General features: G+C 34.8%; 12 protein-coding genes. 6 read left to right on the top strand and 6 right to left on the bottom strand.

Annotated elements, in window-relative coordinates; translation table 11 throughout:
• Positions 1-118 precede the first annotated feature (118 nt).
• The 3 genes from AC6CHH_RS07205 (at position 119) to pth (ending at position 2,718) form a co-directional block, all read left to right on the top strand.
• A complete protein-coding gene (locus tag AC6CHH_RS07205; protein ID WP_498281267.1) occupies positions 119-1,075 on the top strand; it encodes a ribose-phosphate pyrophosphokinase in 957 nt (318 codons plus the stop codon).
• Between the two features lie 164 nt (positions 1,076-1,239).
• Positions 1,240-1,836 carry a 50S ribosomal protein L25/general stress protein Ctc gene (locus tag AC6CHH_RS07200; protein WP_498281265.1) on the top strand — a complete coding sequence of 199 codons (597 nt, stop codon included), beginning with the start codon at positions 1,240-1,242 and terminating at the stop codon, positions 1,834-1,836.
• A 318-nt stretch (positions 1,837-2,154) separates the two neighbouring features.
• A complete protein-coding gene (gene pth / locus AC6CHH_RS07195; protein WP_498281263.1) occupies positions 2,155-2,718 on the top strand; it encodes an aminoacyl-tRNA hydrolase in 564 nt (187 codons plus the stop codon).
• 96 nt (positions 2,719-2,814) lie between these two features.
• On the opposite strand, the gene AC6CHH_RS07190 is transcribed toward pth, so the two are convergent.
• A complete protein-coding gene (locus tag AC6CHH_RS07190; protein WP_498281261.1) occupies positions 2,815-4,434 on the bottom strand; it encodes a M56 family metallopeptidase in 1,620 nt (539 codons plus the stop codon).
• A gap of 5 nt (positions 4,435-4,439) precedes the next feature.
• Entirely contained in the window at positions 4,440-4,799 is a 360-nt protein-coding gene (locus tag AC6CHH_RS07185) for a BlaI/MecI/CopY family transcriptional regulator (protein WP_498281259.1), read from the bottom strand.
• A gap of 307 nt (positions 4,800-5,106) precedes the next feature.
• On the opposite strand from AC6CHH_RS07185, the gene AC6CHH_RS07180 reads away from it, so the two are divergent.
• The gene (locus AC6CHH_RS07180) at positions 5,107-6,393 is read left to right on the top strand and encodes a citrate synthase (RefSeq protein ID WP_498281257.1); all 1,287 of its coding nucleotides are present in this window, start codon (positions 5,107-5,109) and stop codon (positions 6,391-6,393) included.
• A 438-nt stretch (positions 6,394-6,831) separates the two neighbouring features.
• Here the strand turns inward: AC6CHH_RS07180 and AC6CHH_RS07175 are convergent, their stop codons facing one another.
• Entirely contained in the window at positions 6,832-7,293 is a 462-nt protein-coding gene (locus AC6CHH_RS07175) for a T9SS type A sorting domain-containing protein (protein ID WP_498281255.1), read from the bottom strand.
• Between the two features lie 201 nt (positions 7,294-7,494).
• Here AC6CHH_RS07175 and AC6CHH_RS07170 point away from each other — a divergent pair, with 201 nt between their 5' ends.
• Complete coding sequence (locus AC6CHH_RS07170; protein WP_498281253.1) at positions 7,495-9,435, top strand: KUP/HAK/KT family potassium transporter; 1,941 nt, start codon at positions 7,495-7,497, stop codon at positions 9,433-9,435.
• A gap of 62 nt (positions 9,436-9,497) precedes the next feature.
• Here AC6CHH_RS07170 and AC6CHH_RS07165 read toward each other — a convergent pair whose 3' ends face one another.
• Together AC6CHH_RS07165 and AC6CHH_RS07160 are read right to left on the bottom strand one after the other, a co-directional pair.
• Complete coding sequence (locus AC6CHH_RS07165) at positions 9,498-11,186, bottom strand: amino acid permease (protein WP_498281251.1); 1,689 nt, start codon at positions 11,184-11,186, stop codon at positions 9,498-9,500.
• 42 nt (positions 11,187-11,228) lie between these two features.
• Complete coding sequence (locus AC6CHH_RS07160; protein WP_498281249.1) at positions 11,229-11,951, bottom strand: hypothetical protein; 723 nt, start codon at positions 11,949-11,951, stop codon at positions 11,229-11,231.
• Positions 11,952-12,003: 52 nt separating this feature from the next.
• Between AC6CHH_RS07160 and tyrS the strand changes: the two genes are divergently transcribed.
• Entirely contained in the window at positions 12,004-13,284 is a 1,281-nt protein-coding gene (tyrS, locus tag AC6CHH_RS07155) for a tyrosine--tRNA ligase (protein WP_498281247.1), read from the top strand.
• 82 nt (positions 13,285-13,366) lie between these two features.
• Here tyrS and AC6CHH_RS07150 read toward each other — a convergent pair whose 3' ends face one another.
• On the bottom strand, positions 13,367-14,086 hold the full coding sequence (locus AC6CHH_RS07150; protein WP_498281245.1) for a DUF4397 domain-containing protein: 720 nt from the start codon (positions 14,084-14,086) through the stop codon (positions 13,367-13,369).
• Between the last annotated feature and the right edge of the window lie 114 nt (positions 14,087-14,200).

The following is a 14,200-nucleotide window of genomic DNA, read 5'->3' as shown; positions in this document are numbered from 1 at the left end:
ATCTGAAACATTTATCTAACTTTGCCCTAACTTAAAATTTATACGCCTTGAGGAAGGGATTAAGAATGATTAGTCAACGAAATTTCTATATAAAATTCCATAACAAAAACATCTCACCATGCCTTTGCAATTTAATACCGTAAAATTATTTGCTGGTTCAGGAACCCTAGAATTAGCAGAGAAGATTTCAAAATCATACGGAAAACCACTAGGAGACATGACATTGTCAAAGTTCTCGGACGGCGAAATTCAACCATTCTACAACGAATCAGTACGTGGTAGCGATGTTTTCCTGATTCAATCGACCAATCAACCAACCGATAACTTATTAGAGTTATTGTTAATGATTGATGCGGCAAAACGCGCATCTGCTCATTACATTACCGTTGTTGTCCCGTATTTTGGCTATGCACGTCAAGATCGCAAGGACAAACCGCGTGTTGCTATTGGTGCAAAAATGATTGCTAATCTGATTACAGCTGCTGGCGCACACCGTATCATGACCATGGATCTACATGCTGCACAGATTCAAGGTTTTTTTGATATTCCGGTCGATCATTTAGATGGTGCAATTATCTTCGTACCCTACATTAAATCACTGAATCTTGAAAACTTAGTAATTGCATCCCCAGATATGGGTGGTTCTTACAGAGCTCGTACTTTCGCAAAATACTTCAATGCTGAGGTGATCATTTGTGATAAACGCAGAAAGCGCGCAAACGAAATTGAATCAATGTCAATTATTGGTGATGTTACAGGTATGGACGTAGTATTAATTGATGATATCTGTGACACAGCAGGAACGCTGTCTAAAGCGGCTGCATTAATTATGGAAAGCGGAGCTAGATCTGTACGCGCTGTGTGTACTCACGCTGTTCTCTCTGGCAAAGCCTATGAAACGATAGAAAACTCTGTTCTTTCAGAAATGATTGTTACAGACACAATTCAATTAAACCCGGAAAAAGTATCTCAAAACACAAAGATTAAACTTCTTTCTACAGCAAATCTTTTTGCTGGTGCTATCAAAAATATCAACGAACACAGTTCAATTTCTGACCTGTTTGATGTAAAATAGTTATTTGTTTGAACAATCAACTTTTTGATATAAAGCGGCAATCATTAGAGATTGCCGCTTTATTTTTAATAAACCATCAGATTAAGAGGGTATTTTCGAGCGATAGTTTGTTTATTCAAACAAATTAAATATCTTTGCACCTCAAATTTCTAATAAATAAAAATATGAAATCAATTGCTATTAGCGGTTCTGTTAGACAGAACGTAGGGAAAAGAGATGCAAAAGAGACGCGTTATGAAGGAAACGTTCCTGCGGTTCTTTATGGTGGTAAAGAACAAACACACCTTTCTGTATCCGCAGCTGATTTGAAAGCAGTTCTTTACACTCCTGAAGTGATTTTTGTAGAGTTGGATGTCAACGGCAAAAAAACAAGAGCGATCGTTCAAGAAGCTCAATTTCACCCATTAACAGACCTTATCACCCATGTTGACTTTCTAGAGTTATTTGATGATAAAGAAGTCTCTGTGAACATTCCTATCAAATTAACTGGAACATCTCCAGGTGTTAAAATGGGGGGTAAACTAGTTCAAAAATTAAGAAGCCTTCGTATTAAAGCTTTACCTAATAACTTACCTCAAGAAATAGAAGTACCTATGGAAGCTCTTGAAGTAGGTAAATCTGTTCGCGTTGATCAGATTAAATTATCCGATGCTAAAGTTTTGAACAATGGTGATGATACAATCGTTTCAGTTATTATGTCTCGTGCATTGCGTCAAGCCGAACAAGAGGCAGCAAAAACAGCTGGAAAACCTAAAAAATAATCTTCTTAAAGCCTTAGGCTAAAAAGACAAAAAGGGCATTCTAAATAGATTGCCCTTTTCTGTTATAAAAGAATTTAATTTCTTAAACTTTAAACCAATAACCCTACTATCGAAACCTCTTAGTACAAAATATGCTTTTTAGTAAAATCGATGATGTGATTTTAAACTTGGAGATCAAATCAAATAATTTACACAGATAATTCCCATATTTTATATGATTAAAAGGACGACCTAAATATTTTTTTAAGCAGGTTCATAAAACTGTTTCAACATTTTTATGATTCAAAATATTCCCATAAAAATCTCTATTTTTGCTGCATGAATTTTTTAGTTGTAGGCTTAGGAAATATAGGAAAGGAATATGCTGATACCAGACATAATATTGGCTTTATGGTCGCCGATGATCTCGTTAAACAAGCAGGTTGTACTTGGTCTGCCTTACGGCATGCCTATTATACGGAGTTCAAGCAACGCGGACATAATGTACATGTGATTAAACCAACAACCTTCATGAATCTAAGCGGCAAGGCTGTAAACTACTGGATGAATGAGCTTAAGGTACCTGTTCATAACATCTTAGTTATTGTCGATGATTTAGCGATTCCTTTTACATCTTTAAGAATTAAACCTAAAGGGTCAGCTGCCGGACATAATGGATTAAAATCAATTGAAGCCTCGATAGGAAGACAAGATTATCCTAGGTTAAGATTTGGAATTGGTGATAATTACGCGAAAGGAAGACAGATTGATTATGTCTTAGGACCTTTCGATAAAGAAGAACAAATGGAACTTCCCTCCTTGATTGAACAATCCGTTAAAATGATCAATAGTTTTATAAATATTGGTATTGAACTCACCATGACAAATTTCAACACCAAATAATAGAATACATCAATTAAGCTCCCAAAAAAGTGAGCTTAATTGATGTATGATAAAAATTAGATAAACGGATTTAAGAATGCCTTATTCCGATATCCCCTATTTTGGTTCCTTCTCTTCTTTATTTTTTTCGGTTTTTTGCTCACTGTCGAGTTTTTGTATTGCTTTATTCACTTGTTTTTTTGTTCTAATTTTCACGACACCATACTTCTCTTTTCCATAAGGAATATCTGTTTCGGTTTTATTTTTTATGACGGAAATATCTTCAATTAAGTTTGGATCTAGCTGATCGACAACCTCCTTGTCGACTTGTTTATCGTCTATAAAGTATGTGGCATTTTTTAAAATTTCATCATCAACTTGTTGTAAACCATCCCTAATTTCGAGTTTTTTCCCCTTTGAGGAAGAAGCAAATGCCTTCGTTTGTATTATAATGACTCCGTCCTTGGCATCATCTCCATATAATTCAACAGCGGTCGTTTTATCTTTGATTATTCTCATCGATTCTATTTGGTTAGGATCAATATCTGACATGTTATAATCCTTAGGCATCGTTTGATCGTCTAAAACCACCGAAGGCTTAAGATCTCCCAAACTTTTCCTAGTTTTAACGGTATCTCGGCTCCTTATATTCTCCGGTTTATTGGCTGATATTTTCACTGACCGAACCTCGGATTTATTCCCATTTTCAATAACTTTAGCACTGTCCAACGCGAGGTTTTCACGAATTAAAACCTGGTTGATTTGGTTTCCATCAGCTTGAGATTTCTTGGATTGGATATCCTTTTGTTCAACTGACAGTTTGATCACTTGGTTCAAATCCGTCTCACTCATGTTGATCGTTACCTGCGCGATTTTTGCCTCAGCATGGTTTGCGGTAAAAGTAATTCCAGTCAGAATCAATGCAGGGAGCAAAACCCCATATTTACCGAGCTCAAATTTAGAAGATCGTTTTTTATTCATCATCATAATGCGTTTTTTTAAGGTTTTAAAATTAAACTGATTGCCCAGACCAAGGACTTCTCCTTGAGATGAAACATTCAATAGTGAATATTGATAGGCTTGTTTATTTATCCCCATCTCCAATACCTTTTGATCAGTAAAGTATTCTAAATTTTGAGATACCGCTCTGCGCATGAACCATATCAGAGGGTTAAACCAACAGCTTATCGTAATTATTTCAAACAATAATTTATCCAATGTGTGAAGGCCTTTCACATGAATATTCTCATGCTTGAAAATATCTTGAAGTTCAAATTCATGATGCTTATTTATATGCAAATAAATAGTTTTGAAAAAGGAAAATGGAGCGATTGAAAAGGCTACATTCCTAAAGAGGTAATTATTCCACATCCCCGGAGTAGAATTCCGATGAATACGTACTAAACTAAAAAATTGAAGAATAAATTTTAACAAAAACAATACAGAGCCTATTGAGAGTATTAAAATAAAAAAATCTTGAACTGAAAATATAGTATACTGTTTCAAATCGTCAAGAGGCAAATAAGATAACACCAGTCCCTGTGGAATTTCAAGGGTTGAAGAAAATAAATTTTTAAGGTCGATAAAAGGATAAAAAAAGGAATATAAACTGCCAAATATAAAATAAACTCTGTTCAGTCTATAAAAAGTTAGTTTCTTCAATAATAGGAAATAGCCTAAATACAATAAGCTAAGCAAAAGATTAACTTGAATAATATATGTCAATATAGATTCCATTTTTTCTATTTATTTTGCTTAATCATTTCCATCAATTCTTGCAATTCTTCTTTACTCAATTTCTCTTGTTTAATAAAAAAAGAAACCATTTCCTTATAAGAATTCTTAAAATAATCACCGACAAAAGAGCTCATAAATTTCTCCTTATACTGCTCGGCACTAATAAGAGGTTCATACCGCTTTGCATTGGCATATTTCACAGCTTTAACATACCCCTTGCGTTCTAAATTCCTAATGGTGGAAGCTAGTGTGGTATAGGGCATGCTTGCGTCATCTAAATTACCCAGAATATCTCGAACGAACCCTCCGTTTAATTTCCAAATCGATAGCATTGCTTCCTCTTCTTGAATCGTTAATTTTTCCATTGTCTCTACTTAATATTCACTAATATACGATTTTTTCGTAGACAACCAAGAAACTTTAGTTTTTTTTTAAAATCAGCAATAATATAAAAGCAAAATATATCATCATCAACCCTCAAGCTAGTTCTAATGCCCTCCAACCAAGAATTCCCGATAACTCAAAACACAAATAATAAAAAACACAATATGTCCCAAAATGACGATTAGCTGTCAATTTTATTCGAATTAACCGTTCATAAATAGAAATCAATTTTATACATTTGTAGGAACACGATTTATGTAATAAACAAATAATACAAGAAATTTGATTATGTCTGAAACTGCATCTATAACCTTAAATGAGTCTACTTTCGAAATGCCAGTAATCACCGGTACTCAGAATGAAAAGGCTCTGGATATTTCAAAATTAAGAGACCAATCAGGGTACATTACGTTGGATCCAGGCTTTAAAAACACAGGATCAACTAAAAGTGCAATTACCTTTTTAGATGGTGAACAAGGGGTCCTTCAATACAGGGGATATGCCATTGAAGACTTAGCAGAAAAATCAACGTTCTTAGAAGTAGCCTATCTATTAATTTTTGGCGATTTACCAACCAGAGAGGTTTTAGAGAAATTTCGTAAAGATATTCGTGCCCAAATGCTTATCCATGAAGATATGAAAAATTTCTTCACTGGATTTCCGTCAAAATCCCACCCGATGGGACAGCTTTCCTGTTTAGTCGGTGTCCTTTCTTCATTCTATCCAGAATCCCTTAATCCGAATCAAAGTGAAGAAGAGGAAAACAAAACAATCATTAATTTATTGGCTAAAATGCCTACGATAGTGTCTTGGATCCAGAAAAAATCATTGGGGCACCCTGTGGTATACCCAAAGAATAATTTAGGATATATCGAGAACTTTTTGAATATGATTTTTGGTGAATCAAACCAAGATAAAACGTTTGATCCACTTATAATTGATGCTATGCATAAGTTATTAATCTTACACGCTGACCATGAACAAAATTGTTCTACATCTACAGTACGCATGGTAGGATCTTCGAATGCCAATCTATATGCCTCCATTTCCGCTGGTATCAATGCTCTTTGGGGCCCTTTACATGGTGGAGCAAACCAAGCTGTTATAGAAATGTTAGAGGCTATAAAAGAAGATGGTGGTGATGCTGATAAATACTTAGCTAAAGCAAAAGACAAAAATGACCCTTTCCGTTTAATGGGATTTGGACATCGAGTATATAAAAACTTCGATCCTCGTGCAAAAATCATAAAAAAAGCATGTGATGATGTACTCGAAAAATTAGGTGTAAATGATCCGATATTAGCTATAGCGAAACGTCTTGAAGAAGCCGCCCTTAGTGACCAATACTTCATTGACCGTAAATTATATCCAAACGTTGATTTTTATTCAGGAATAATCTACCGCGCACTAGGATTTAATTCAGATATGTTTACTGTATTATTTGCTTTAGGCAGACTTCCAGGATGGATCGCCCAATGGAAAGAAATGCGTGATAATAAAGAACCAATTGGACGTCCTAGACAAGTGTATATTGGAGAAACTGTTCGTCCTTATGTAGAGATTGAAAAAAGATAAATAAATATTATCGTGAAGGAAAGGCTAAGCTTAATTGCTTGGCCTTTTTGCTTTAGTTTCCAAGGTGCTTTTTAAGACGATGAACAGGAAATTCAGATCCTAGCCCACCCAGGTGTTAATAAGATCCACAACATTACATCAAAGAAAATTAAACATCTACTAAATACATTATTGAGCGATTAACTAAAATGACTTAAATCCAACTACAAAATGTTTTAATTCGTAAACTAGCCACACACGCTTAGCGATGAGTCAGTTTCCGCAGCATTTTTATGAAACCTCCAAAATGGAAAACAATTAATTATCTCTTTGCTGTAATGAGGAAATACATGACTGCTTGACGTAACTTACATTCTTTATAATGCTGAAAAAGCATTCATCTTATTTAATTCAGAAAAATTAAATTACAGTGTAAAAGAGAAGAATAGTGTATGGCAATTAACGAACAGAAATTCGTTTAACAATTGTTTCGGAACCGCAAGATACACGAACAAAATAAAAACCTTCAGAAAGTTTTTGTTGAGAGTCAAAGTTAAGATTTTGCAAACCAGGATCTAGACTTCCATTGTGAAGGCTTAAAACTTCATTTCCTAATGCATCCATCACTTTAATAAAAACAGTGTTCGTCTTGCTTAATTTAAATGTTACAGAAATCTGTTCGGAAATAGGATTGTAAAATACTTTTACGTTTGTAATAAGCTTATCATTTTCAACATCAATCGATTTAATCTTTTTTACATTTCGATTAATGGTGGAAACTAACGCTAAAGTATTTTCAGAATATTTTGTTGTATCAGAAGAAATTAGTGAAGTATTAGCATGAGCATATCCCACCACAGCCCATAAAAGGAGTATTTTATAGATTGCAATTCGATGTATTTTTCTCAATTCTAATTTCATGATAAATTTAGATGCTTAACGAAAGGTTTGGTTTAATCAAAAATAACAATTAAATCCTTAATTCCTAACACAAAAGTAATTATTTCATATGTTTATTCATGAATTTCTTAAGTCCTTTAACAATTTTTAACAGGAGTTAACGTTGTGGATTAAAAATTGTAATTTCGCAGCAGATTTTCAAGAGACTAAATAGAATTAGTTATGGCAATGGATCATAAACAAAAACTTCAACGCTTAAGTTGGTCAGGTTTATTAATTAGTTTGGGTATCATCTTTGGCGATATCGGAACCTCTCCCCTATATGTATTCAAAGCTATTTTCAACAAAGGAGAAATTACCGAAATGGTTATTTTTGGGGGCCTCTCTTGCATATTCTGGACACTAACTCTGCAAACTACCATTAAATACGTCTTAATAACCCTGAACGCTGATAATAAGGGTGAGGGAGGGATACTATCTTTATTTTCTTTAGTAAGAAAGCGCGCCAAATGGCTTGTGATTCCTGCCATTATCGGTGGTAGTACCCTACTTGCAGACGGAATGATAACGCCGGCAATCACCATCTCTTCAGCTGTAGAAGGTTTAGCAATCAAAGTTCCACATTTCCCAACTATTCCAGTTGTAGTCATTATTATTTCAACATTATTTCTAATTCAACGTTTTGGAACCAATATAGTTGGGCGTGTCTTCGGACCATTAATGTTCATCTGGTTCTCAACGATTGGGATCTTAGGAATTTCTTATTTAGGACATACTCCTGAAATCTGGAAATCAATTAATCCCTATTACGCTTACCAATTGTTAGCGAATTATCCCAACGCATGGTTTATCGTCGGGGCAATATTTTTATGTACAACAGGAGCTGAGGCCCTTTATTCAGATATGGGACATTGCGGAAAATCCAACATCCGTGTAAGTTGGATTTTCGTCAAGTTAACCTTAATTATAAATTACTTTGGCCAAGGTGCATGGCTTTTGGACCACAAAGGTACTGTGTTAGGCGAGATAAATCCATTCTATGCAATTATGCCCGACTGGTTTGTCATATGGGGTGTTGCCATAGCAACTATTGCCGCAATTATTGCCAGTCAGGCTATGATTTCAGGATCTTTCACCTTGATTTCAGAGGCTGTACGTCTCAATATTTGGCCAAAAGTTGCCATTAGATATCCTAGTGACCATAAAGGCCAAATTTATGTCCCTTCAATCAATTTGATTTTATACCTGGGTTGTATGTTGATTATTCTAATTTTCCGTGAATCCAGCAACATGGAAGCAGCCTATGGTTTAGCGATAAATTTAACCTTTATCACAACGACTATTCTGATGATTTTTTTCATGATAAGGAAACGCATACATCCAATTTTGGTTGGTCTATTTACTGTGGTTTACCTTAGCATTGAATTCATCTTTTTGTTGGGTAATATAAGTAAGATAACCCATGGAGGATGGTTAACCCTATTACTCGCATTAACTTTGTTTATAATTATGTACAGCTGGCACGGAGCTAGAAAGATAAAAAATAGCTTTGTTAAATTCGTTGACATAAAGGAGTATTTCCCTATTTTATCTGAATTAAGTGAAGATCAGTCTGTCCCCTATTTTTCATCGCACTTGGTCTATTTGACAAGTGCAAATAATATTCATGAGGTTGAATCAAAAATCACCTATTCAATTATAAATAAGAAACCAAAGAGAGCTGACGTTTACTGGTTGGCACACGTAGATGTTGTCGATAATCCCCATACTAAAGAATACCGGGTGACTCAACTCATCCCTGGAAAACTAATACGCATCGATTTTCATTTAGGATTTCGCGAAGAGCAAAAGATTAGTTTATTGTTCCGCAAAGTAGTAGAGGACATGGTAAAGAATAACGAGATTAACATTACCAGTAACTATAACACGTTAAAAAAACACAACATACCTGGAGATTTCAACTTCGTAGTTTTAGAAAAAGTGATCTCTAAAACTCATTTTCTAAAATGGAATGATAAGATCATTCTAGAAATTTATAAGATTTTGAAGAAATTTAGCTTATCTGAAGAAAAAGGATTTGGATTAGATAGCAGTTTTGTAACACTGGAACGCGTTCCCTTAACCATTCCCAATACCGAGGAGGTTAAACTCAAACGGCTTTAAAAAAAACACACTAGGAAGAATCACGATTCTTCCTAGTGTGTTTTTATCTCAACTACCCCTCCCTATTCGTTTATATCTCTTAATTTCGAATGCTTATAACCGTAACCGAAATAAATTACCAATCCAATCAGTAGCCATATGATAAAGATTATCCAATTACTTGCTCCAAGTTCAGACATCAGATAAAGGTTTATCAACACACCAGTAACGGGTAATAAAGAAAAATTAAATTTGAAACTGAGAATACTCATAATAAGCCATACTAACCAAAAAACAATGAGTAATGACTTATGAATTAATAGTTTCATCGAACCCATAGTAGTCCATTCGGATAAGGATTCTGAACCAAATTTATAGGTTAAGATGATCCCTACAATAAATCCCAGTCCTACTATATATTTCCCATTAATATAAGGTACTTTAAATTTAGACTTTTTAGATATTCCAGAATGGTCCATATACAATACACCACAACAAACTAAAATAAAGGCAAAAAAAGTTCCAACAGACGTTAAATCTACAAAAAAGTCCATTTTAAAGAACAACGCAGGAACCGCCACTACTATACCTGTTACAATGGTTGCAAAAGAAGGTGTTTTATATTTAGGATGAATTACTGCAAACCTTTTCCATAAGAGGCCATCTCTACTCATGGTCATCCAGATTCTAGGTTGAGCTAATTGAAACACCAATAAGGCACTGGTAATTGCGATTACAGATGTCACCGAGATAACTCCTGCCATGTGATCAAATCCTACATATTCAAAAACATAGGCCAATGGATCTTTTACATTTAATTCCTTATAGTTAACCATGCCTGTCAAAACAATGGTGATAGCGACATACAAAATTGCACAGATAATTAAACAATAAATCATTGCTTTAGGTAGATCCCTCTGGGGATTCTTACATTCCTCTGCGGTTGTTGAAATTGAATCAAAACCAATGAACGCAAAGAAAACAGCAGCAACTCCACTCATTACGCCAGAAAATCCATTTGGTGCAAATGGTGTCCAATTCTCAGGCTTTACAAAGAAAATTCCTCCAAAAATTACCGCTAGGATAATTCCGATTTTGATGATAACCATTATATTACTTGCCCTTCTGGATTCCTTAATTCCTATGTAAACCAACCAGGTAACCAAAAAGGTGATTAATCCCGCGGGTATATCTAGAATTATAGGAATATCAAGAATACGAGGTGCAGATTGGTAAGCTTGCAGCGCAATCTTATCAATGCTTTCCATCTTATCTAGACCTATATCCAAAAATTTGTGATGTGCATCTATGGCATACCCAGGCGCCATTGTTAACCACTTGGGTAGATGGATTCCAAATCCCTCGAGCATAGAGACAAAATATTGAGACCATGAAATTGCGACTACCATATTAGAAACAGCATACTCTAGAACCAGAGCCCACCCAATAATCCATGCGAAAAGTTCACCGAAGGCCACATAAGCATAGGTATATGCACTCCCAGAAACAGGAACTGTACTGGCAAACTGAGCGTAAGATAAAGCTGTAAAAACACAGGCAAAAGCAACGAACACAAACAGTAGGGAAACCGCAGGCCCCCCATTGTAGCTGGCCAAACCAATGGTACTGAATATTCCAGCACCTACAATAGCGGCAATACCTAAGGATATTAAATCTCGAACACCTAAAATCTTAGCAAGCCCGGAGCCACCTTTCTCGGCATCAGAAAGAATTTGGTCTACGCTTTTCTTGCGGAAAAGTCTATTTGACATATTAAGTTAATTTATTGGATAAAGTCACAAAAGTGAACAAAATTATGACAAATATGTCATTTTATCCTGAATATAAATGTACACTTCTTTAAAATTAAGCAAATGGACCGCTGTGTATTCCTTTAATATTTCTGCTAAAGCCAGTTCCTTTTCAGATGAAACTTGAAAATTCCAAATTCGTTTTGAGATACCAAATAAAGGTTTTGAGAGTTGATCAATGCTTTTGTATTCGTAAATATACTTCCAGGAAAGAAATTTTTCATAGAAATCCATAAATCCAACTGTGTCGTGAACCCCAATGGTTTGAAGATACCCTTTTAGGATGGGCCTATTGATATTTTCAAGATTTTCATAAAGTCTGGATACTTGAACAAGTTCTTGGCTAATCAAAAGATGATCCAACAGAAGTTCAATTGCAATGTGAGACATAAAAGTGCCTCGAATTGGCGTATTTTTTAAAACAGGCTCTAATTTTGGACGTAATGCATGGCAGTGTGTCAAAAAAAAGGAACTTCCATGAAAGAGTTTATCCACTTCGATATGCCTATACCAACCTTCTGAAATCTCCATACTCAAGGGATGACTCATTAATTGATCTTCAAATTTTTGGGGATGAAAAACATAGGATTTATCTACATTTTTTAAAAGATCTGGCAATAAACTTCCCAATACACGTTCTGGCTGGGTGGCATACCTTTCGAAATAAAAGTGAGAAAGAAAGTTCATATTTATGCTGTATCCAAATAAATTATCTGTAAGATACATTATAATCTCTTATCTTTGCAATCTTAAACAAAAAATCTTAAGGGTTATAATTATGAACTTTGTAGAAGAACTACGCTGGAGAGGTATGCTTCAAGATATCATGCCAGGAACAGAAGAATTATTAAACAAAGAACAGGTCGCGGGCTATATAGGCTTCGATCCTACCGGCGATTCTCTTCATGTCGGTCATCTGACACAAATCATGACATTGATACACTTTCAACATGCAGGTCATAAACCTGTAGCATTGGTTGGCGGTGCAACAGGAATGATTGGCGACCCCTCGTTCAAATCTGCAGAGCGAAACTTATTGGATGAACAAACTCTACTTCATAATGTCAACGCCCTAAAAACTCAGTTAACCAAATTTTTACAGTTTGGAGATGGAGTTAGCGATGCCAAAATGGTAAACAATTTCGATTGGTTTAAGAATTTTGGATTCTTAGATTTTATCCGCGATGTAGGCAAGCTCATTACTGTAAATTATATGATGGCAAAGGATTCTGTAAAAAAACGTTTAGAAGGCGAAAACGGGTTATCTTTTACCGAATTTTCTTATCAACTGATTCAAGGGTATGATTTTTATTATTTATGGAAAAATCATAACTGTAAAATTCAGATGGGTGGTTCAGATCAATGGGGCAATATATTGACAGGCAGCGAAATAGTTCGTCGCCAAGATCATGGAACAGTTTATGGACTGACAACTCAATTGATCAAAAAATCTGATGGGCAGAAATTTGGTAAAACTGAATCAGGTGCTGTCTGGCTTGATCCAAAAAAGACTAGTCCTTATAAATTCTACCAATTCTGGATGAATGCAACTGATGATGATTGTAAACAATGGATTAAGATATTCACTTTAAAAACGCAGAAAGAAATTGATGAAATTCTTTCTGATCATGATGCAGCACCGCATTTGAGAATTGTTCAAAAAGCTTTGGCGAAAGATATCACAATCAGAACACATTCTGAACAAGATTACCAAACCGCGGTTAAAACATCCGAATTCCTTTTTGGGAATGGGGATTTAGAATTCCTTTCAAATATGGACCATGATGCTGTTTTAGAGGTTTTTGATGGTGTTCCACAGTACAATCTCACAAAAGAAAAATTGGTAGGAATTAATATTCTTGATCTACTAGCAATCGAAACACAAGTTTTCCCATCAAAAGGAGAGGCAAAAAAAATGTTAACAGGTGGAGGAGTTTCCTTAAATCGTCAGAAATTAACAGATGTAGAAGTGCTCATCAATTCGGATCAATTCATCAACAATAAATATTTGATCATTCAACGGGGAAAGAAAAATTATTTTTTGATTACAGTTGAATAACTAGGAAAAAAATGGATAAAAAAAGAATGCCGTAACTTATTAAATAGGATGCGGCATTCTTTTTAGATATCTACTTATTAGCCTAATATTTAATTATACTGTATTTTAATTCTTTCTTGCCTGATACGCTATTGATTTGAGAATAAAAGACCAAGGTGTAGACCCCTTTATTAACTGGAGTAAACTCAAAAACAATTGGCTCATAAGAAATTGTTGACAGATTCAATGCGTCTGCCCTGAGTTCCATTTGTTGAACTTTGACTTCTGTATAAGCGGTAATTTGATTCTTTAAATTTAATTTGATAGCCCGCGCATTATTTTGAAAATTAATTGAGACATCACTGTCAGAAACCAAATTCACAAAACGCACCTTGGCATTCCCATTGCCTGGAACCAATAAACTATCAGTCGTTAAAAGATATTTTATACCTGTTTGCTCATCTGTTCTGCCATAAAAGAAAATTGAATAAAATTTACTAGCCTGAAAATCAAAGTTTCCACTAAACACCTGTGCTTTTTTTGATTCTGAGATTAACTCAATCAGTCTTTTCCCTGGAAAAACAGTACGATAGCTAAGATAACCTGCCGTAGAAAATGATTCATTATCCTTATTCAAGGTTTTGTGATCAACCTGAAAATCGACATTTTTTAGCTCCTCTATCCCATTAAAAGCAGCCAAACCAGCAAATGTACTCAAGGAACCATTAGATTCCAGAATTGAATCCTCTGTTTTACAGCTACCTAGAAGTGTAAAAAGACTCAACATTAAACAAATAGCAACATCACGTTTGATGATAAACATATTATCTTTATTAATTATATTTCCTTATCTACTACGAGTTTGGACAGCTTATTGCTACAAGTTCATATAATTCAAATCAATTGAGCCTTACATTCTCTCATTTTTTTTTAAGTT

It is taken from the genome of Sphingobacterium sp. GQ94, from assembly GCF_059758715.1.
The sequence above is the reverse complement of the archived record's forward strand: the minus strand, read 5'-3'. Positions and strand labels throughout refer to the sequence as shown.

Coding starts and splice junctions, on each gene's coding strand:
- AC6CHH_RS07205 (WP_498281267.1), top strand. CDS start 119: ATGCCTTTGCAATTTAATACCGTAAAATTATTTGCTGGTTCAGGAACC.
- AC6CHH_RS07200 (WP_498281265.1), top strand. CDS start 1,240: ATGAAATCAATTGCTATTAGCGGTTCTGTTAGACAGAACGTAGGGAAA.
- pth (WP_498281263.1), top strand. CDS start 2,155: ATGAATTTTTTAGTTGTAGGCTTAGGAAATATAGGAAAGGAATATGCT.
- AC6CHH_RS07190 (WP_498281261.1), bottom strand. CDS start 4,434: ATGGAATCTATATTGACATATATTATTCAAGTTAATCTTTTGCTTAGC.
- AC6CHH_RS07185 (WP_498281259.1), bottom strand. CDS start 4,799: ATGGAAAAATTAACGATTCAAGAAGAGGAAGCAATGCTATCGATTTGG.
- AC6CHH_RS07180 (WP_498281257.1), top strand. CDS start 5,107: ATGTCTGAAACTGCATCTATAACCTTAAATGAGTCTACTTTCGAAATG.
- AC6CHH_RS07175 (WP_498281255.1), bottom strand. CDS start 7,293: ATGAAATTAGAATTGAGAAAAATACATCGAATTGCAATCTATAAAATA.
- AC6CHH_RS07170 (WP_498281253.1), top strand. CDS start 7,495: ATGGCAATGGATCATAAACAAAAACTTCAACGCTTAAGTTGGTCAGGT.
- AC6CHH_RS07165 (WP_498281251.1), bottom strand. CDS start 11,186: ATGTCAAATAGACTTTTCCGCAAGAAAAGCGTAGACCAAATTCTTTCT.
- AC6CHH_RS07160 (WP_498281249.1), bottom strand. CDS start 11,951: ATGTATCTTACAGATAATTTATTTGGATACAGCATAAATATGAACTTT.
- tyrS (WP_498281247.1), top strand. CDS start 12,004: ATGAACTTTGTAGAAGAACTACGCTGGAGAGGTATGCTTCAAGATATC.
- AC6CHH_RS07150 (WP_498281245.1), bottom strand. CDS start 14,086: ATGTTTATCATCAAACGTGATGTTGCTATTTGTTTAATGTTGAGTCTT.